Annotated in this window: 22 protein-coding genes; 5 read left to right on the top strand and 17 right to left on the bottom strand. The window is 46.4% G+C overall.

The features are described from left to right. The first annotated feature begins 59 nt into the window (after nucleotides 1-59). The 5 genes from YWE_RS28890 to YWE_RS0103135 all read left to right on the top strand — a co-directional run bounded on the left by YWE_RS28890 (nucleotide 60) and on the right by YWE_RS0103135 (nucleotide 4,764). Nucleotides 60-398, top strand: coding sequence for a hypothetical protein (locus tag YWE_RS28890; RefSeq protein ID WP_051323154.1), 339 nt, complete (start codon nucleotides 60-62; stop codon nucleotides 396-398). A 231-nt stretch (nucleotides 399-629) separates the two neighbouring features. Then, a complete protein-coding gene (locus tag YWE_RS0103150) occupies nucleotides 630-1,160 on the top strand; it encodes a hypothetical protein (RefSeq protein ID WP_029093211.1) in 531 nt (176 codons plus the stop codon). A gap of 602 nt (nucleotides 1,161-1,762) precedes the next feature. Further along, on the top strand, nucleotides 1,763-3,079 hold the full coding sequence (locus YWE_RS0103145) for an MFS transporter (RefSeq protein ID WP_036014845.1): 1,317 nt from the start codon (nucleotides 1,763-1,765) through the stop codon (nucleotides 3,077-3,079). Between the two features lie 164 nt (nucleotides 3,080-3,243). Continuing rightward, a complete protein-coding gene (grxB, locus tag YWE_RS0103140; RefSeq protein WP_029093209.1) occupies nucleotides 3,244-3,891 on the top strand; it encodes a glutaredoxin 2 in 648 nt (215 codons plus the stop codon). A 177-nt stretch (nucleotides 3,892-4,068) separates the two neighbouring features. Next, entirely contained in the window at nucleotides 4,069-4,764 is a 696-nt protein-coding gene (locus YWE_RS0103135; RefSeq protein WP_029093208.1) for a pirin family protein, read from the top strand. A gap of 52 nt (nucleotides 4,765-4,816) precedes the next feature. Here YWE_RS0103135 and YWE_RS31340 read toward each other — a convergent pair whose 3' ends face one another. From YWE_RS31340 to YWE_RS28885, 17 genes are all read right to left on the bottom strand, one after another. Next, a complete protein-coding gene (locus tag YWE_RS31340; protein ID WP_051323153.1) occupies nucleotides 4,817-5,758 on the bottom strand; it encodes a phage tail protein in 942 nt (313 codons plus the stop codon). 119 nt (nucleotides 5,759-5,877) lie between these two features. Continuing rightward, nucleotides 5,878-6,468 carry a tail fiber assembly protein gene (locus YWE_RS0103120; RefSeq protein ID WP_029093206.1) on the bottom strand — a complete coding sequence of 197 codons (591 nt, stop codon included), beginning with the start codon at nucleotides 6,466-6,468 and terminating at the stop codon, nucleotides 5,878-5,880. Then, the gene (locus tag YWE_RS0103115) at nucleotides 6,468-7,139 is read right to left on the bottom strand and encodes a phage tail protein (RefSeq protein ID WP_084166953.1); all 672 of its coding nucleotides are present in this window, start codon (nucleotides 7,137-7,139) and stop codon (nucleotides 6,468-6,470) included. The genes YWE_RS0103120 and YWE_RS0103115 overlap by 1 nt, the downstream gene beginning before the upstream one ends. Continuing rightward, entirely contained in the window at nucleotides 7,136-7,879 is a 744-nt protein-coding gene (locus tag YWE_RS0103110; RefSeq protein ID WP_029093204.1) for a baseplate wedge 1 family protein, read from the bottom strand. The genes YWE_RS0103115 and YWE_RS0103110 overlap by 4 nt, the downstream gene beginning before the upstream one ends. Further along, nucleotides 7,876-9,297: a baseplate J/gp47 family protein gene (locus tag YWE_RS0103105; RefSeq protein ID WP_029093203.1), complete on the bottom strand. Its 1,422-nt coding sequence runs from the start codon at nucleotides 9,295-9,297 to the stop codon at nucleotides 7,876-7,878. Before YWE_RS0103105 ends, YWE_RS0103110 begins: the two co-directional genes overlap by 4 nt. Beyond that, on the bottom strand, nucleotides 9,297-9,650 hold the full coding sequence (locus YWE_RS0103100; protein ID WP_029093202.1) for a contractile injection system sheath initiator: 354 nt from the start codon (nucleotides 9,648-9,650) through the stop codon (nucleotides 9,297-9,299). Before YWE_RS0103100 ends, YWE_RS0103105 begins: the two co-directional genes overlap by 1 nt. Further along, entirely contained in the window at nucleotides 9,647-10,312 is a 666-nt protein-coding gene (locus tag YWE_RS0103095) for a Gp138 family membrane-puncturing spike protein (protein WP_029093201.1), read from the bottom strand. Before YWE_RS0103095 ends, YWE_RS0103100 begins: the two co-directional genes overlap by 4 nt. Next, nucleotides 10,299-11,264: a phage protein gene (locus YWE_RS26435; protein ID WP_036014841.1), complete on the bottom strand. Its 966-nt coding sequence runs from the start codon at nucleotides 11,262-11,264 to the stop codon at nucleotides 10,299-10,301. The genes YWE_RS0103095 and YWE_RS26435 overlap by 14 nt, the downstream gene beginning before the upstream one ends. 81 nt (nucleotides 11,265-11,345) lie before the next feature. After that, nucleotides 11,346-11,681: a phage baseplate plug family protein gene (locus YWE_RS0103085; protein ID WP_029093200.1), complete on the bottom strand. Its 336-nt coding sequence runs from the start codon at nucleotides 11,679-11,681 to the stop codon at nucleotides 11,346-11,348. Then, nucleotides 11,668-12,342, bottom strand: coding sequence for a phage baseplate protein (locus tag YWE_RS0103080; RefSeq protein WP_029093199.1), 675 nt, complete (start codon nucleotides 12,340-12,342; stop codon nucleotides 11,668-11,670). The genes YWE_RS0103085 and YWE_RS0103080 overlap by 14 nt, the downstream gene beginning before the upstream one ends. Continuing rightward, nucleotides 12,339-13,955: a hypothetical protein gene (locus YWE_RS0103075; RefSeq protein WP_029093198.1), complete on the bottom strand. Its 1,617-nt coding sequence runs from the start codon at nucleotides 13,953-13,955 to the stop codon at nucleotides 12,339-12,341. Before YWE_RS0103075 ends, YWE_RS0103080 begins: the two co-directional genes overlap by 4 nt. After that, on the bottom strand, nucleotides 13,952-14,083 hold the full coding sequence (locus YWE_RS31630; RefSeq protein ID WP_255324416.1) for a hypothetical protein: 132 nt from the start codon (nucleotides 14,081-14,083) through the stop codon (nucleotides 13,952-13,954). The genes YWE_RS0103075 and YWE_RS31630 overlap by 4 nt, the downstream gene beginning before the upstream one ends. Nucleotides 14,084-14,148: 65 nt before the next feature. After that, entirely contained in the window at nucleotides 14,149-14,565 is a 417-nt protein-coding gene (locus YWE_RS0103065) for a phage tail assembly chaperone (protein ID WP_029093197.1), read from the bottom strand. Nucleotides 14,566-14,974: 409 nt separating this feature from the next. Next, complete coding sequence (locus YWE_RS0103060) at nucleotides 14,975-15,412, bottom strand: phage structural protein (protein ID WP_029093196.1); 438 nt, start codon at nucleotides 15,410-15,412, stop codon at nucleotides 14,975-14,977. 36 nt (nucleotides 15,413-15,448) lie between these two features. Further along, a complete protein-coding gene (locus YWE_RS0103055; RefSeq protein ID WP_029093195.1) occupies nucleotides 15,449-16,531 on the bottom strand; it encodes a DUF3383 family protein in 1,083 nt (360 codons plus the stop codon). A gap of 4 nt (nucleotides 16,532-16,535) precedes the next feature. Then, nucleotides 16,536-17,048 (bottom strand): hypothetical protein, encoded by a 513-nt coding sequence (locus YWE_RS0103050; protein ID WP_029093194.1) that lies wholly within the window; start codon nucleotides 17,046-17,048, stop codon nucleotides 16,536-16,538. 601 nt (nucleotides 17,049-17,649) lie between these two features. Then, a complete protein-coding gene (locus tag YWE_RS28885) occupies nucleotides 17,650-19,533 on the bottom strand; it encodes a prophage tail fiber N-terminal domain-containing protein (RefSeq protein WP_029093193.1) in 1,884 nt (627 codons plus the stop codon). Nucleotides 19,534-19,560 lie beyond the last annotated feature (27 nt).

The raw sequence follows: 19,560 nt of genomic DNA, 5'->3' as shown, positions 1-19,560 counted from the left end.
CCTATCCGTTAGCGGCTCGGTTTTTATTATTGTTTGGTTATCAGTCACAGGGAATAATTATGGCTATTGCGCGCAAAGGCAGCAGGCAAATCACGTTCAATAACCAATCCTATCGCTGGTATATCCGTAGAAAACCGACCTACTGTCAGGCCGTTTTCCAGAGCCCGATGCTGATGGCCATTGAGTCAGAAACGGAAGGTGAAAACTGTGTGCTATTGGTCAATATTAATATCAGCCGCCCGGATAATGCCATCAGCCCGCACCAAACCGCCGTTACGCCGAATCTGGTGTGTCAGGTTATTGAAGGTGCGCTGGCGGCCGGTTGGAAACCCGAAGATAAGGCACCAAACTTCCAGTTTAACTACGGGCTTATCCGCGATTGCCCTTACGCTGATTAATCACTAAGACCCTTCTGGAAAGGGTAAATATTGCCCCGTATTGATAATTTCCACTGTCATAATTTCTGGTTGAAATACATATAATTTGGGTTATTACCCACTTATTTCTAACGATTAATGCAGTTTCCCGTATTGCAAGAGTAAAGAAAGCGTAAAACAGACGGCAGTCTATTGCAGATTTATTTATAGCTGCAATGATGTATTCAGGCTCACTTTCTAAGGAATATGGACATGCTAAAGAAAACTCTGATTATATTATTATTAGCGGCTTCCTTCTCTGTCTCCGCCGGCCGTGGTAACGGGCACAATAATGGCGGATATAAAAATAACCATTACAACGGCAAACACCACAGCAGTAAAACTGAAAGGTACGCCTTAGGCATTGGTGCAGGGCTGGCGCTATATCAGATTTATACCTATTCCAATAATCCATCGCCTTATGTCAACCGCCCGGTGGTGTACGTCAACCGCCCGACGCCATATCATTATGGTTATGGCTACCGGAGTAATTACAACAGCCGGTACTATGACAATAAGTATTACGGTAACCGATATTACGGTAATAAATATAATAATCACCGCTATGACAAGCGCGGCTACAATAACCATCGCTATGATAACCGCGGATACAATAGTCATCGTGGCTACAAAAACAATAACCATGGATATAACCAGCGTCCGCATAACAGCATAAGAAGCGGCAGCGATTATCGTCGGCAAAATAGTAATAACTATGCCGGAAGACCGAGCCATCGCCGTTAAAGGCGACACAACCAAGTACTGAATATCCGCTTAATAATTTAGCCATAATTTTGTCAGCACAGGGAAGTCCAAGATAAGATTATGGCTAATCTCATTATATTGACGATCGACTACGCCCCTGCTTACCCCCTGATTTAGACTATCAGTTATAACGATAATTATCCGACAACCGGATACTTCGCCATCAGCCGGCAAAATTAAAATCCAGATTAAAAAGACAATTCAGCAATAAAAGCCATAAACTTACAATTGTATGGATAACAATCATTTATTGCTATTTACCCCTTGTGCAACGCTTGAACAAGGCAGTGTCAGACGCTAATCTCCATAGGTATGCCAATATTTATGTTATTAATTTGGCAACATAAATTATAAAAAATACCGGGTAGCAATAACAGCTAACAGTACTGAGAACAACGCGTTAAATATCCGCGTTTGGTGTTATTAAAATCGCTCTCTTTATCCGTTCTGTTTTACTCAATATATGCCAACGACAACATTGGCCATTCTTTCCTATGGCAAGGAGTTCACTTTTCTGCAAAAAGCCGGTAATGCATTAACCGCCCGCAGAAATAGCGAATCAGCATTCGGAGCACGACAATATGACCGTCCAGCAAACCCTGACTGATGAAAGCATCGATACTGAACCCCAGCGGGTTAACTCAACCTCCAGAGTCGCCTTTGCCAGCTTTATCGGCACGGCTATCGAATTTTATGATTTCTATATTTATGCCACCGCCGCCGCATTAATTATTGGCCCGGTATTTTTTCCACAAAGCTCTGACTCCGCTCAGATGCTGCAATCGTTCGCTACCTTTGGTATTGCCTTCCTCGCCCGACCGATAGGTTCGGCGCTGTTTGGCCACTTCGGCGATCGAATCGGTCGAAAGTCAACCCTGGTTGCCTCACTGCTGTTAATGGGCGTATCAACCACCTTAATCGGTCTGTTGCCGGGCTATGCCAGTATCGGATTTTGGGCGCCTCTGATTCTCTGTTTCCTGCGCTTAGGTCAGGGCCTTGGTTTGGGCGGTGAATGGGGGGGTGCAGCCTTGCTGGCAACGGAAAATGCGCCAAAGGGAAAGCGGGCCTGGTTTGGTATGTTCCCGCAGTTGGGTCCTTCAATCGGGTTCTTGCTGTCTAACGGTGTATTTTTGGTGCTGACCCTTACGCTGACCAATGAACAGTTCTTTAGCTGGGGATGGCGTATTCCCTTCCTGCTCAGCGCGGTATTGGTGCTGGTTGGCATGTATGTTCGCCTGAAACTGGTTGAAAGCCCGGTGTTTACCAAAGCCATGGAGAAGAACGAGCAGCTAAAAGTCCCGTTAGTTGAAACCCTAAAGTTTCACTGGCGCCCGCTACTGCTGGGCTCTTTAGCCATGGTTGCCTGCTATGCTCTGTTTTATATTTCTACCGTCTTCTCGTTGCAATACGGGACAAAGAATTTAGATATCAGTAAGGGCGACTTCCTGCGCATGCTGTGCGTGGCCATCGTATTTATGACGATCGCCACGCCGCTGTCGGCATGGGCCAGCGACCGCTGGGGGCGTAAACCGGTACTGTTAATCGGCATTATTTTTACCCTGCTGTCCGGCTTTTTGATGGAGCCCCTGCTCACCAGCGGCTCGATGGGATTAGTTCAGCTATTTCTGATTATTGAACTGTTCCTGATGGGGGTGATTTTTGCCCCTATGGGGGCCTTACTGCCGGAGCTTTTCCCGACGCAGGTACGCTATACCGGTTCATCGGCCGCCTATAATCTGGGCGGAATTTTGGGAGCTTCACTTGCACCGGCCATTGCCGGCTATCTGGTGGTGATTGGCGGATTAAGCTGGGTGGGTGGCTATATTTCTGTTGCCGCCCTGATTAGCCTGGTGGCCGTCATATTGATCAGAGAGACCCGCAACGACAGCTTTGATTAACCAACCTGATTAGTCATCGATATAACAGAACCGCATATTTTGAATGCGGTTCTGTCATTTTATGGCTAAAGAGCCAACCAAGAAAATAGTATACTTAATGGCATCCGGCCCTATCTTGAGTTAAACCTAATAGTAGCCCCCTATCTGAACCAGAGGATAACTGCATGAAACTCTATGTCTACGATCATTGCCCCTACTGCGTTAAAGCCCGTATGATTTTTGGCCTGAAAAAGATTCCCTTTGAACTTATTACCCTGCTGAACGACGATGAAGCGACCCCAATCAAAATGATTGGTCAAAAAATGGCGCCGATCCTGCAAAAGGATGACGGAAGCTATATGCCGGAAAGTATGGATATTGTTCACTATGTCGATGATAAATTCGGTGAACCCGTTCTGAGCGGAAAAACCAATCCGGCCATAGCCGACTGTTTGAAGTCTATCTCTGAATATCTCAGCAAGTTGCTGCTACCACGCTTCGCTCAGGCTGATTTTTGTGAATTCAAAACGCCTTCGTCACGTGAATATTTTATTAACAAGAAACAGGCTATCGTCGGTAATTTTGCTCAGCTGTTACAACAAACCCCTGAGCTTATCAAACGTCTTGAACAAGATTTAGCGATTTTAGATAAACTGATTCAGTCGCCGGAAGCCTGCAACGGCCAACTTTCCGTTGATGATATTCACCTGTTCCCGACGCTTCGCGGTATTTCTATCATCAAGGGCGTGGCCTATCCGCCAAAGGTGGATGCTTATCGTAAAGCGATGTCCCATCTATGCGGCGTTAACTTACTCGATAACATTGCCCGATAAATTGCCCGCCACTGACTAGTGATTGAAAAGCCGGATAGGACCTTATTCTGTCTGGCTTTTATCTTATAAGGCAGCCATTGATATAAGGTTCAAATTTTTTGAACCTCTAGGTGACTTTTTTCCGCTTTTTTAATTCAGCCAGTCATCTAGACTGATTCAAAATTCAGGAGGTTCATCATGGTCTATTTACGTAAAGCAAACGAACGCGGTCACGCAAGCCACGGCTGGCTCAATAGCTGGCATACATTCTCTTTTGCTGATTATCAGGATCCTGACTTTATGGGGTTCTCCGCACTGCGGGTGATAAATGAGGATACCGTCCAGCCCGGTGAAGGCTTCCCGACTCATCCTCACAAAGATATGGAGATTCTGTCTTACGTTCTGCAAGGTGCGATTGAACATCAGGACAGTATGGGCAATAAAGAGCGGGTTCCGGCAGGGGAGTTTCAGATAATGAGCGCCGGCACCGGCGTGCGCCATTCGGAATACAATCCGAGCGCTACCGATGCTCTGCATTTTTATCAAATCTGGATTATTCCGGCAGAGAAAGGCATTGCCCCGCGCTATGAGCAAAAATCCTTTAACGATAAGCACGGCCGCCAGCTAGTGCTGTCACCCGACGCCCGAGACGGCTCGCTAAAAGTCTATCAGGATATGGAACTCTGGCGCTGGGCACTGGATGCAAAAGAGCAGGCCGATTTTGCCATTAAGCCAAACCGCCGTATCTGGGTTCAGGTAGTAAAAGGTCAGGTTGAAGTTAACGGAGTCGCAGCAACCACCAGCGATGGCGTCGCAATCTGGGATGAGTCATCACTGGCAATCAAGGCCAGCGAAGAGAGTGAAGTGCTGGTGTTAGATTTACCAGGGGTTTGATGGGGTGGTTGAAGTGAAAGGAGCATCGCCACTGAAGTGGCGATGCTTTTTATTATGCCGTTCTATACCAGCCCATTAATTTGACATAGGCATTAGTAACATTAAAAGATGTTCCTGAGCCTACAGAATTTGTATTACCACTAACGGTATGGTTATGAGCACCAATACCGACGGTATGATTATGAGCACCAATATAGACTGTATGGGCATGACTACCTGCAGCATTTGTTGAATGAAACTGAGTATTTGAAAAATGCCCATCTACCCAACTACCATTACCTGACGATAAGCCACAATAGCCCCCCATTATACCGTGAGAATGTTCTCCAATTGTACTTGATGTTTTAGTCCCATAATCAAACGTACTTACTGTTTTGGTACCATAATCAAACGAACTACTTGTGCCACTAAAAGAATGAGCATGCGCCGGTATATTTGCCGTCGTCAGCGTTACTGCATCCGCCCCACCTAATTCGTTAAGATCTGAACCATCCATCTTACCTAATCGAATAGTTCTTTCTTCTCCGACATATTTCCATGTGGTACTTGGAAATAAAGTATTAGGGTTTTTATTTTCGGCAAAAAACATAACAACACCAATCGGATATATCGTATCAATAATACCAAGATCGGATGGAGTTAAAGTAATATCGCTTGAAAGCGCTTTTCCATTAATTTTACGCGTCGGGGGTACGTTACTCTTGGCTAAATCATAAGATAACTTAACTGCTTTAGGCGTTGCTGCGATCGATTCATCATCACTATTAATCGCATTACTTAGCTTGGTAATACCCGATTCAGTTAACGACGCCGCCGCAGGGGTAAAGTGACGCTTCATTACCGAACTATTTACTGACTTATCAAGAATACCCTGGCGAATCAGCATCAAATCGTCTTCACTAATACCGGTTGCCGCAGGCAGTTCAGATAATGTGATTTTCTTTTCATTGAGTAATGCTAATAACGCCTGTTCTTGTTCTATGGTTAAGGCCATATTTGTTTCCTTATTAGTGTATTCCGCTGAAAAAAGCCAAGCAGAAACCGGCCGTGAAATTAAAATTAATTTCTAAGCCATCGATAAAAGTTATATTGATATAGGGTATGTACTAACCGTTACTCAGTGGGTTGTAAAGGCCATGCAATATCAGAGGCAGTATTAATATCAAGCTGGTTGAGTAATACCCGATACTTCCGCCATGCAGTTAATCGGGCTTCGTCACCGTCTAGAGCCATATTTAAATCAAGCGCATCGGATAGTTTTTCAATCATCTCTTTAGCGCCCCGCTCTAAGCGATATTTCTCTGCTTTAGCCGTATCGATTTCAGCCTGACGTTGGGCGGCAAGATCGGTTACCCATTCTACGCCATTCCATTGATCAAACTGAGTTTTTGGCACTAAAAATGTCAGGTTCGCTGGTAGTTCGCCTAATTCAGTCACCCTTGACTGAGAACCGGATTCGGTGGAATAAGCCACGCTATTACGGTAATCAGTCTTATATTCCCAACCCGATTCAGTACGGCATACGGCAAAACCTTCTTTCGCCTTCAAAGGCGGCTCAATAAAGCTATGGGCAGGTAAACCAACGCCCTGAGTTAAAAACTCGTTGGACTCATTGATATACTCACCTGTTGATGCATCAGTATGGTAGACATGAACAAAACCATCAGAGATGGCAAAACCATTTTCGTTTAATATTGTTTTCATTAAGCGGCTCTCACGATATATAAAAATGCAATATTGCGGGGGCGATTTTCACTTGCTGTGGGCACAACTCTATCTGCACTAAAATATATACTGTCTCCTGTTGGGGTATTAATTTCACCAGAATGAAAGGTTCTCATATTTAATATGTTCTCATCCATGTAAAAAACACCTTCGACAGAAGCACCAGTATTTCTCTGATAAACAATATCCCAAAATCTACCCGTTATATTTCTAATAGCATCACCTTGGGCATTTAAAATTGCACGTCCTTCATCAACCCCTCGCCCATCATCCCAGCCGCGAATAAACTCGCCGCGCAGATCCGGTAACTTACCCGACGGGTAGCCCATCGCCAGCTCCGGATACAGCTCTTTATCAAACGCCGCACCGTTACATTTTAAATATCCGGCCGGCGCATCGGCCATCGGGCAGGCGATCGGCATCCAGGCGGGAATCACCCGCTCGTTGAGGGTGTTGGTCTTCTGCTCTAGCTGTCCGGCTTTACGGTAGATATCCCGAAACAGCCAGTTAAGATACTGAGCCGGCAGCGGCATACCCGGTGCATCACGGGTTTCTGGCGTAAAGCCGTTAATCATCACCGCTTCCGGCAGCGGCGCAACGTTAAGCTGCCCGTCGGGGAAGACGATGTTCTTTTCTGCAAAGGTGGTCATTGAAAGACTCCTGGTAAGTGATATCCGTTGTCGAATACCTCATAAGAGGTGCTGACGGCTAAAATGCCGCTGCCGACGCTGATTCGGCCGCCGTTGGCGGTTAGCGGGTTTTTCACCGGTGCCATACCGCTTAGTCTGGCGGTACCCACCGGGTTAGTATTGCTAATAATAAGTTGTGTATCGTTTGCCTGTAGCCCGCCTTCAGCACCATTGTCAGGCTTCACCCCCATACTCATCGGGTTAGCAAGGCGACCGGTTCTGAACGGTTTAGCCCGGCCATAGCTCACCATCAGCGGAACGTTCTCAATTGCCGCCGGGGCGATATCCTGCAAAATGGTCTGGCTTCCCTCCGGCACCTGTTCGCCGTCGGTAAACAATATGGCACATGCCGGATAGCTCTCCAGATATTGAATTTCATCAGGCTTAGTCAAAAAGCGCACACCTTCAATTAAATCTCTCGGCGTGGCTTTAGAGGTATTACTGAGGATGCGCGCTTTAATCGCGGTACGATACTCCTCATCTTCCCGGCTGATACGGGCTACGCCAACAATATGGCCACAGCCATCGAGCTGGGCACCGGAAGCGGTATCTATCCAGCGACTGTTTTTAAGCTGTTCAAAGTCTGCCGATAAATCTTCAAGCGGCGTAACCATTGACTCCACCAGCGCTTTTACTCTGGGCTTATCATCAAATTGCCCTACCAGCCGTGAAAGCGCGGTTTTTTTGTAGGGAATTGTCATAGCCCAATCACCTCCAGCCGGGTTTCATCAAATAGCGCTACGCTGCGTTTATCAATAGCGATATTCTCCCGTTGATACTCAGGATTATCATCAAGGCTATCGGTAATGGCCGCTTCAATAGTGATAGTCGCCAGACCGCTGGTATTGCTATAAATCGGGCCGAGCATGCGCTGTAAGATAATATCGTCACCGATATTGAGCGTTTGACCGTAGCTCATCACCGCTTTCTTGATGCTGTTAATCACCCCTTGCGGCAGCGCTTCTTCATCGTACAAACCGGTGACATTAACCCGAATCCATGCCATACGCTGAGCCGGCCGGGAGAAATAAATTCGCTGGCCGTCACCGTTTTCATCTTTGACCATCGTCGAGTGAGTGCCATAGGTCTCGATACCGGCCGGCTTATGTTTCCACAACGCATCAGCAACCGCCTGACCATCGCCACCGACTACCAGCGCTTCAAAGGCGTGAGGCGGAATGCCATCGTCCGTCACTTTATTGGTACGGTTCTCGAAAATATACACCTCGCTCACGCCGGTAACCTCTTCCCGCACCCTGGCCCGAATAGCTTTAACGGTGGCGGAGCCGGTAACCTGACGGGACTGCTCAAAGCGAGCCCGCAGCTCATCATCACTTTCCCGTTCCCGGCCAACAATCCCCTCGCCCAGATTGCTCACCGACTCCCAGCCGCTGCGCGGAGTGACAATATCGGTCAGAGCGCCCATAGGTAAAACGTGGCGGCCAAGGTCCATGGCAATAAAACGACAGGGTGAACCGATGCGGGTCAGCTTGAGCTTATCCCCTACAGATAAGGCAAAAGGCGTTGCGCCATCCGTTGCATAAATACGCAGTGCGCCGTTTTGCACTTCATACAGCAGAGCTTCGGGATTAAGCTGTTGGCCCAGCCCGTCAATAATCTGAGCAACAGACGCGCCGCTTTCGGTGGTGTAACTGAACAGCGTTCCGCTGATATTCAACGAATACTGAGCGTTATCTTTTGCCTCGATCTCAATCAGAGTGTCCACCGCATTGGCCCGGCTAATCACCGTATCGTATAAGCTCTGATAGCGCTGATTACCATCGCTGGCCTGAGCACCGCTTTTCAGCAGGCTGGATTCTCGGCCATACACCACCGCCACGACCTGAGTAGCCGATGCAGCAAAGCGGGTAATACCTACATATGAAACGGCGCCGTCCAGAGAAACGCCTTCGGCGCTGGACGGATACATGGCATGGTAAGTATCCTGAGCCTGTTCATAAATATTGGCCAAGGCTTCGGCCCAAATGCCTTCAAGCTGGCCGATAACCGAGTCCGGCTGGGTATTAATCGGGCCAAAGCGGTTTACCAGCAGCCGGTCGTACTCTTTTTTGAGCTCGCTTAAGCGCTTAATTGTGTAGCCATTGTTTGTTAAAGCCATTATTGGTTACCTTTATATTTGACTAAACCATAAGGCGTTTTAACGGAAAAACTGACGTTTAGCTGCCGTGTTTTCCGGTCAAAATCATAGTTAAATTGTTCGATCTCCTGCACGCCATCCACTTGATTGATGCTATTTTTTAAGGCGGCAAGCGCCCCGTTTAAAGTGATTTGCTTACCTAAAATCTGTTCTAAGTAAGGGGTACCGAAGCCGGTATTTAAAAACCACTCGCCTTTCCATAGCTTGAGCTTAATCAGCAGCTGTTGATGCACCCGTTCAGCACCGTCAACCCACATCAGGTCATTGCGCTGCAGATCGAGATCGCCGGTTGAATCGAGTTTTAAGTCAATCATTGCGAAAGTCCTGTTGAAGGCCCATCGTGTTCACGATGAGTGTGCTGGGTTAATGAAATGCCGCTGCCCTGAACGTCGCCGGTCGCTTTTACCGTTCCGTTAATGGTTGCTCCGCCTTTGCCGGACATTCCCGCCTGATAGCTGAGCTGGCCTTCGGTGGTAAGCAATCCTTTATTCAGCGTTTCAGGGGTGGTTATTTCAACGCCGGCCGGAGCGTTAATCAGCAGCTTGCCCTCTTGCGTCAGTGCCACATAGGCCTCGCCAAAATAGAGCTGCATTTGATCGTTTTCAGCACCGCGGTCTTGCGCTTTACCAAAGCCGCCCACGATGCAGTAAGCATCGGTCAGCGAAAAACGCCGTTCATCATCGCTGTCATCCACCGCCTGCTGGCAAAACACCAGCAGGCACTTGTCTCCCGAACGAACCGGGCCTTTGACTCCGGCAGTATCACCGGCAAATCGTGGCCACATCACCGGAACGTTAGGAATCACCGGATAATCAAGAGAGGTTCCGTCGACAAACCGTTGTTTAGGAATTGGCTTTACGCTGGCAATACCGGCAGAGTAGCTCTCGATAATGCCGTCGACCGCCGTATTGATCTGACTGGTTTCCGACTGAATCAGCGTCTGTAACGCCTGCATTAGGTTATTATTTTCCGCCACCGTTGCCTCCCTGAGGAATCGACTTCAGTTCACACTCGGTGATCCAATCGCCTTCGAAGGTGTCACCGCTGTGGGTGACGACTTCGGCACGGAAAAATGCTCTGGGGCGCTCAGAACGATCTTTGTCAGCCGAAGGATCGAGCAACAACATGTCACTTTCCAGCCCGACATAACATCCGGGATAGAGCCTTGGCTGCAGCAAGCATTTCACGTTGTAGCCTTCGATCTGAAACTGACTTTTATCACCAAGGCTTTGCGACAGCACCAGCTTGGAAGGCGGAGAGGATTCACCCTGAGATTTATTGCGCGTTGAATCAATAATCCGCGTCGGTAATCCGATAAGTCCGTTATCCGGCGTTAAAACAACCAGTTCATCGCCGATTGGATGATCTTTGCTCAGAATTTGGATCTCATTATTTTGTATCGACCAGGTAAGCCCCAGATAATGACAAATATCACGCATTGCTGTTTCAGCTTTGCCACAGAAAGCAAAGCCTCGCCGATACGGCTTATCAGTAATTTTTTCAGGTAATGGCTTAACGGGTAAGCCAAAAGAAGCCGCTACGTCATGTAAAATATCCACAGCGGAAGTTCCCGGAGCATAGCTTAATGACAGTTTGGTTTGTCGTAGTGGCAAAGCACCATCCCTGACGGTAAGCTCAGTAATCGTATCGTTGCCTTCCCGCGTCGTCCATGCGCTTACCACGGTGCCGGTAAATATGGTGACTGCACCAATATCATCTTCATAACCGGCTTTTAAGATGACACTGTTATTGACGCGTTCAACTAAATTACGCGTCTGGTTATTCATATTGTAAATTTTAAGCGCCAGCTTATTGGTGGTTTTATCGTTATCTTTAGTAATCTCAAACGAGAAACGAAGATCGTTAATAATAACCGCTTTACCGTTAGCTTCGCCCACCACTAATTCTGCGACACGATTAAATAGCATACCGCTCCTTGTTATTTAAATAAGGTTATACCCGCCTTGTTATAACGTGAACTATTTGGGGTATATCAGGGCATCAGAAAATTAATATTTAGTTCGATAAAGTAATTGGTGATCGTTGCCTAATGAATAAAAATCTGGCCGCTCTTTCCCGCTATAGTTATCCATAAAAATAAACTCCCCGGGGGGAGTCGATAATTGATAGCGTCTGATTAGCGGCGTGTTTTTTACCATCTTAATATTACTGAGGATGGCTTCACCATCACGCTTAGCCAATGACAGAGTCCAGTACTGAGCAAGCTCATTCCAGGTGACTCTTAGCGTTAAAGGTATTGTATCCAGCGTAATATTCATTTGTTGATCGGCAATACCAGCATCAACAGGAATTTTTAATACCGTTGCCATATCATTTACTCTCATGATTTATTTCAATAGAAACCGTATTCTCTATTGTGGTGGTTTTATTCTCGACATATACCGCTACATCCGGCTCAGCGGTAGAAGGATAGGCAGAGCCTTTATCACTTTTTGGTGATGATTTTCTTTCCGTTGCCGGTGAATCTCCCTGCTTAGGATTAATTCCCGCTTCTTCAGCATCGACAGTTAAGGTAGAAACCCGCTTTATATGGGTAAACGTTGCTGAGAACTCAATACAGTCACCGTCACCCGCTTTACGCGGAATAGATAACCGAGTCAGTACCATATCCGGATAGTTACGGTATTTGGTATATACCATCACAGGTTGGCGCTTCTCTAACAGCATTCTCAGTTGATCAAAGGCTTTTTGAACGTTTGATTCCCCATTAAGAAAATCAAATACCGTTTCTAAAAAACGCCCTCGCCATCTTTGAATAGAGGCATTGCTAACGATCCCCGAGATTTCCAGCGAGTCAGGCTTAAGCTGAACATGATCGGTAACCACTTCTCCGGTTTCAATCGGGTTGGTAGTAACATCGGCAGTCCAGTTATGGCTTTCGTTCGTAATCACGTCGAATTCCATATTGATATACTCATTCTGGAACCCGACAACGCCGGAAGGTGAGGTTAAATATTTGGCTAATATTCCCCAAACGCTACTCATGATAATCCCCCTGTCACAGTGGCAGTTAATTGTTTCTCGCCTTGCTTAACGCCTTCTGAAGCCGCCTGACGGATATCGTTAATCTGCTGTTCCGGCGTACCCGGTAGGATATTAATCTGGAACTGAGGAGTACTATTAATGGTATAGTTTTTCGGGCTTCCGGCACTGGCAGCCATACCTGGCGTTACCGTTTGCGGATAAACATCTGTGGCACTCTTGCCGACATCTGCACTGCCCGTTTCGCCAGCCGCTTCTTTCTCTTTAGCCGATTTCTGGTACTTTTTATAAGCATGATAGCCAAGGCGGATTGCGCCCTCAGCTGCCAGGCTCGCCCATCCTAAAGGCGTGGCCATACGACCAACCCGAAGCCCAACCGATGCTATTCGACCAATGGTACCCAGTACTTTGCCGTTAGTGAGTAAACCCTTTCCGGCGGAAAGCGCAGAACCGGCTACTGACTTAATTGAGTTCGGTACTTTTGACAATAACGACTTGCCAACTGACAGAATCGGACCGGCCATCTTTGAGAATAAACCGGAACCTTTCGACAGAAGATCCTTACCTTTACTGACAGCGCTACCGGCAAGCGATTTCACGGCGTTAGCGCCTTTCGATGCTAACGATTTGCCACCGGCAACTGCGGGTTTAACAAAAGAGCTGAGTTTATCAAATAGTCCTTTACCCAGAGACAGTGCGGAACCGCCGACCGAACGCACAATACCGGCACCTTTTGAGACAATATTTTTGCCCGTTGAATAAGCACTTTTCGCTTTGGAGACAACGGCACTACCAACCTTACCGGCAATTCGCTTACCCGCAGAATAGGCAGTTTTAGCTTTAGATACCACGGAACCGGCAACGCCAGAAACAACGGTTTTAGCTTTGGAATAACCAGATTTAATCGCCGCACCGATTGAGCTTAGAGCCGACTTTAGACCAGAGAATAGCGAACTGACAACGCTACCGAAATAACTAATGACAGCCGTTAATAAACCAATCCTTAATATTAAACCTCCAATTCGTAACAACGGTCCTATTAAAGCTTTAATGATAGGACCTAACTTACCGAACACCGCTTTCCAGCCTAATATGACCGTTATGACATCGGCTAATACCCCCAGAACTTTCAAAAACCAATCTTTCCAATCTTTTTCCTCTCCCCCACCATCTCCGCTCTGGCATGCACATTCGCACTCACAGGTGCAAATACAAACACAGTCACAGGATTCAGATTTTTCCTCTTCAGCGGAACAGGTCTGACTTTGAGTTTGGGATAGATTAATTTTTATCGAAATATCATTTTTAATACGCTCAGTGATATTCGATATAAAAAATACTTTCTTGACCGTTTGGTTAATATTGGCCTGTACCGGTGCCGTTCGCTCTAATACCGCAGAGGAAACTTTACTTAGCTCGGAAAATAGATTATTCACATTCCCGGACAGCTGTTTAATATAACCTTCTGTTACGCTTTGATTAATATTGACCCTGACGCCAATACTTTTAACCGTATCATCAATATTTTTATTTACTTTTTCCAACTGGGGCAGCGTCACTCTAAAGTCATCCAGTGATTTTAAAATACCTGCTGCCCCTAAGCTTTGGTCGCTCATGTTTGGTTCTCCTGCTGCGCTTGTAATTGTAATGTCTCACGCATATCCAGCAGCGCATTGAGCTTTAATAAATCATCAATATCCACCTCACCGGCCTTAACCTCTTTTAATGTGATCAGCTTGGCCATAATGGGCCGCCATATCCAAAGTTCTTGTTGTAGATCTTCGCGTAGCGTGCCGGCGCTATCGTGACTTACTCGGTGACCGCTTGCCCGATGCCTGGTTTGCCAAAGTGGGTACTGGCGCGCTCGATAAAAGGGGCAAAATTCAATTTCAACACCTCCCAGACTAAAAGATAAAAATCCAGTAATGTGTCGACGTTGAAACACATATTCATATCAGTAATTGAAGCTACCTTTCTTTTATCTTCAATCGAATAAACGGCTGAGGCGGCAAGAATCGGGAAGATCACTTTTTCATGAGTTTCTTCATCCAGTCCGGAAAATAACTCAAATAAATTTACTTCATTCTCATTATTTGCCTGAGCAAATGCAGTTAATGCCGGCGCCGCAATATTTTTGATTTTTAATAAAAAACGTCCCGCATCAAAGGCATTCATTTTCTTTGCGGTATATTCCCGCTCGCCAATAATAAAAGTTTCAACTTGCATGTAATATCCTCATAAAAAAAGGAAGCCGAAGCTTTAATGCCTGTCAGTTAAAAGCAGTCAATAAACTTAAGCCAATGATTCGCCTAGTTATCACGGAACCACTACCCTCGTCACCCCGTTGAAAAACGGGGTCCAGCCCTTAGGCTAAATGCCAGCGGGTTAGCTAAAACCNGGATGATTCGCGGCGCTCACCCTTTGGGCCATTCGCTACGCAAATGTTTGCTTCACCTACGGCTCGCGTTCCGGCTTTCGCCGGGATGACGATTGAGTGGAGTCACATAATATAGAAATGCTTAACTAATAAGTATTAAGCCGAAGCTTCCCTTAATTCAATTTAATTAGGTCAAATAATAGAATAGCCAGACGTGTATATTAATTTATCTGCTACAACATCGAACAAAAAAACCTATCAGTTACCACCGATATAGATCTTTAAATCAGCACATTCAAACGACCATAAACGGTCGCTGACGTCCTTACCAAAAGAGACATCAGGAACGCTTTTCAGCCAGGCATGGCCGGCTGAACATAGCGTGCGGCCGTTGCCGTCAGTTACGCTGATCGGCAATACCGGGGAACCATCTTCGTTGAAGTTATCAACGTAAAATAGATCGGAGAGCTCATCGTTCACTTTGCTTGTTTGTAATAGTTTAATTTCGATAGAGCCGGATTTATTTGCATTACGCACGCGGGCTACACCACCATCGATTCCGACTTTAGAGGTATAAAGGCCTTCTGCACGCTTCACGGTAATTGCATCACCGTCACTAAAACCAGAGATTAATACCGGACCCACGGTCACAAAAACCTGATCGCCTTTATAAGTACCTGTTAATTCAGCTGCCATAATTTTGTTGTTCCTTATTTATTATAATGCGTACGATTATTGTAATTCGTACGATAAGTTGCCGTTGATGTTGGTTAAGTGGATAGCACCGGCCAGGCGCGCAGAGAATGATAAATTCAACACCCGTTCAGCCTTATCTTGGAATGACACGTCGACGCTGCGCGGGTAGGTAATCACGAAGCCTTTAACGTTATTGCCGTCGGCATCAATTTCGTCAGGAGCAATACCACCAACGCGCTGGCCTTCAATCAGGCTGCCGGTCAGGTTATTAACGATCAGCGCAATACCGCCGTCGGTATAAGGCACTTTATTACGGTTAATCATCAGCGTGCTCAGGCTGGTCTGAATAGCATCGGCTAACCAATCGCGGAAGCGAACGACGTCAACCCACTCGCCGCTGACCACTTTACCCGGCGTTGTCAGGTAAATTTGTGGCGCAAAGCGCTCAAAGGTATTACCGCCCTTCTTAACAATGGTTTGCTGCTCGGTCGCACTCCAGTCAGAAGCCTGCACACCTGAAAGTTGTTTAAGTGCCCAAGTTTCGCCGCCCGGGGCAATAGTAAAGCAACGCCCCATCCAGGCCATTTCCAGATACTGGTCTGCGGCATGTTTATCCACAATCACGGCAGTACGCAGGAAGTTTTTCGCAGCCAGCTTAGACAATACGTCGTCAGAGCTGCTGGCATCAGTAATCGCCTCTTCTGAGCTGGAGGTGAAGAACATTTTAGTCTGGGTTTCAGCCCATTCTGCCGCTGCCATTTGTAGTTCAGGATTACGTTCAGTTAGCGCAAAACCGTACCAGTTAGCATCTTCAGCCTGAATAGCCGTGAGCTGAGCCCCAAGGGTAGCAGCAACAACTTTACCTTCAGCGTCTACTTCCAGGCGGCCGACTTTACACATTTGCGGACGCGGAGTTTGACTGAATACCGCGCTTAACGCCTTCAGCACATCAGCCGGCAGCTGATCTTCTACCGCCGCGTTATAGTCCAGATAAACCCGAACACGCTCGGTAAAAGTCGTCAGCGGAGCAATAATCATCGGTACGCCAAAAACGCCGCGCGGCACGCTGGTAGTGCTTAGCGCAATATTTACATTCACAATCTGATTCAGAGAACCCATTGTTTTACCTCGTTAAGTTAATATTAATTTCGCCGCCATCAGTAGCAGCATGGATATTGTCAATGACGCTAACGGCATCTTTGATAATGACGGAATAGTGGATAAAGAAGCTTAAGTAGGTTTCTGAGTTCGGAGTCCATTCGGCATCCTCTTTCATTTCTGTTTTAAGTTCCGGGCTGCCCTCTATTCCAATTTGTGCCAGTTGGAACTGCTCCGACACGGTGATTCGTTTTAATCCGTCGGTGATTTTGCAAAGTTGCTCAACCACCTCATGGTTTCCGCCGTCAGCGCCAAAATAGTGAATAGCTATTTCAGCCCGACGCTGGCCACGAATGGTCAGATAGCCCTGCTCGTCCACACCCTGACTGACCTCATCCGACATACCTAATGCGGTCACCGCAACGGTACTCAGCTCGGCATAAGGTGTTTCAGGCGTACTTTCGCCCTTAATAATCAGACTGATATCCAGCAAGGGTTGCAGCAGGCTTTTCAGCTGCTGTTGAATGATATTTGTCATGGTTAGCCTTTTGGTATGGCCGGGTTGGTTAGTACAGAAGATATTGACTGAATATCAGAAACAAAAAGGCCCCGGAGATAAGTCCGGGGCCTTTTTGCCTAAAGTCACATTACCCTAAATAATTCGAGTTGCATTGAGGCGGCAAGGGAGCAAGTCCCGATGAGCTTACTGAGGTAAGTGATTCGGGTGAGCGAGCGTAGCCAACAAAGATGCAGCTTGAAGTATGACGGGTAGAGATACAACTTGGTGACTTTATAGGGGTTACTATACCTGATAATTCGATAATGTCAACTTTTAGTTGTTTAAAACACTTTTTATTTGTTATCTAGCCGTATTTCAGATTCTTTCTGTTATCATTAAAAAGAGGGAATCTCTCTGAGTTTGTATTAGTAATGCCTTTAAGTTCATAAAATAGTCATCATTTAGCCAATAAGAGAGTGACCTGCAAACTGGTATCACAGGTGATGCCAACTCGGAAAATCAGGCCACTTTATTAAAGCCAATGCTGACTAATTCACATCACCAAATAAACCGTGGATTAAAAAAGGCCTGCCGTAATATGCATAATCGCATAACTACGGCGGGGCTATATTTTAGGATTTTATTTAATTAACGGGTCTATGATTGAACTCCCAATCACGATCATAGATGCAGACATCGGGATAGTATTAATTATCCGTTTAGTGTAAGTTCCTCTGCTATCGTTAATGAGCGCAGTTCCATACACGGTCAGCTTACCCGTCAAATCATAATCACCCCTAGAAAAATTTATCGGTCCATCGGATTTGATAACTAGTGCCATATCGTAATGATAAAAACTGTCGTACGGTTCGATATTAAAATCACCAACATCGGTTGTGACATACGAATTTTCATTCATTATTGTATTACTTCGTCGATGACCTCCAAAAATACCGAAATTAGACACATCAGCGTAAACAACCGCAATATAAGCATTCTCAGGCCATAGACCGGCAGTCGGTGTGAACATAAATTTCACATCAGACAACAAGCCATTTGCGCCCACTCTCAAATTCAACACAGGGCCTCTTATTGAGTCCCCTTCACTAACCATAAATGTCGGCCAAATAATGTCGTCATAGTCAAACGTGATTGATGTAGCTGATGGATATTTATTACCCGTTACAATCTCCGACCAGGCGAGATCTTTTCTTCCATAGATTTTACCATCTACCGGTGCTTCATTAACTCCAGATGCTGGTCCCGGATCGCCTTTATCTCCCTTTTCGCCTTGAGGTCCTCTATCGCCCTTGATGCTATAGCCTTGAATACCTTGCTCTCCCGGATCGCCTTTATCTCCCTTTTCGCCTTGAGGTCCTCTATCGCCCCTGATGCTATAGCCTTGAATACCTTGCTCTCCCTGCTCTCCCTTTTCGCCTTGAGGTCCAATATCTCCCTGCGGCACACCAATAATTAAAGTATTACTTTCAGCATCCCATTCAGCGGAGGCAGGAGAACCAGGCGATAGTGTTTCGCCTGTGGCTGATAGCGACTTAACAGAATTAGCTGCCGCGTTGGCAGCAACAGCACTAGCATTAGCCGCCGATGCTGAATCACTGGCATTGCTTGCCGCCGCCTCTGCCCTAACTTTGTCAGATTCCGCGGCTAATGCGCTGGCACGCGCTGCGTCAGCGGCCTGCTCTGCGCTGGCTTTGTCATTAGATACTGTTTGCTTATCCGCACTAACAGCCGCCCTATCTTGAGCTGTAGTTAGCGCCGCGGCTTCCGCTTCTCTTTTTGCAGACTCCGCCCCAACCTTGCTGTTATCCGCCGCCGTAGATGAACTTAACGCATTTTTTGCGGATGCTTCAGAGGCAACCTTTGCTTTCTCTGCATCTTGAGCAGCCCGCTGAGCATAATTGTTGTGATTTTCTGCGGCCTGTGCCATCCCTGCAGCTTGATTAGCATATGTGCCAGCCCAATCAGCCGCCGTCTTTGCCGTTTCTACCGCCTCTCTAATTTCCGTTGCATCTAAACCTACTTGCTCATGTTTATTCGTGATATCAACGTGTATTTCTGTTACCTGATTTAGAATATCAGTACTGCTCTCTGCGGCGGCATTAGCTTCGCCCGCAGATGCCGCAGATTCTGTTGCCGACTCTTTAGCGTCTTTTGCCGCCTGTTCAGCTTCATCACGCAGCTTTAAGAAGATAGCAACCAGTTCAGGGGTTAAATCACTCTCACCCGGCAACATGAGAAACTCATTTAATGTGCCGGGTTTAGAGTCAGAATAGACTCGAATATTACCTACATATTTAGGAGAAAAACCTTCAATATAAAGTGATACGGAATATTCACTCGGCTCTACATTCATAGAATATGAACCGGCGGAATCAATTAATAAATTAGCTTCCGTTTTAGTAATAACATTTAGCGTTGTTTTTTTAGAAATTAATTCAATGGTACAATTTGGAATGGGCTTTCCGATTCCATCTTTCAGAATCCCCGATATTTTTATTGACATAAAATCACCTTAAAAAAGAATATAAGT

Origin of the sequence: Budvicia aquatica DSM 5075 = ATCC 35567, assembly GCF_000427805.1 — a bacterium.
GTDB lineage: Bacteria > Pseudomonadota > Gammaproteobacteria > Enterobacterales > Enterobacteriaceae > Budvicia > Budvicia aquatica.
This window is presented reverse-complemented; position numbering and strand designations above follow the sequence as displayed.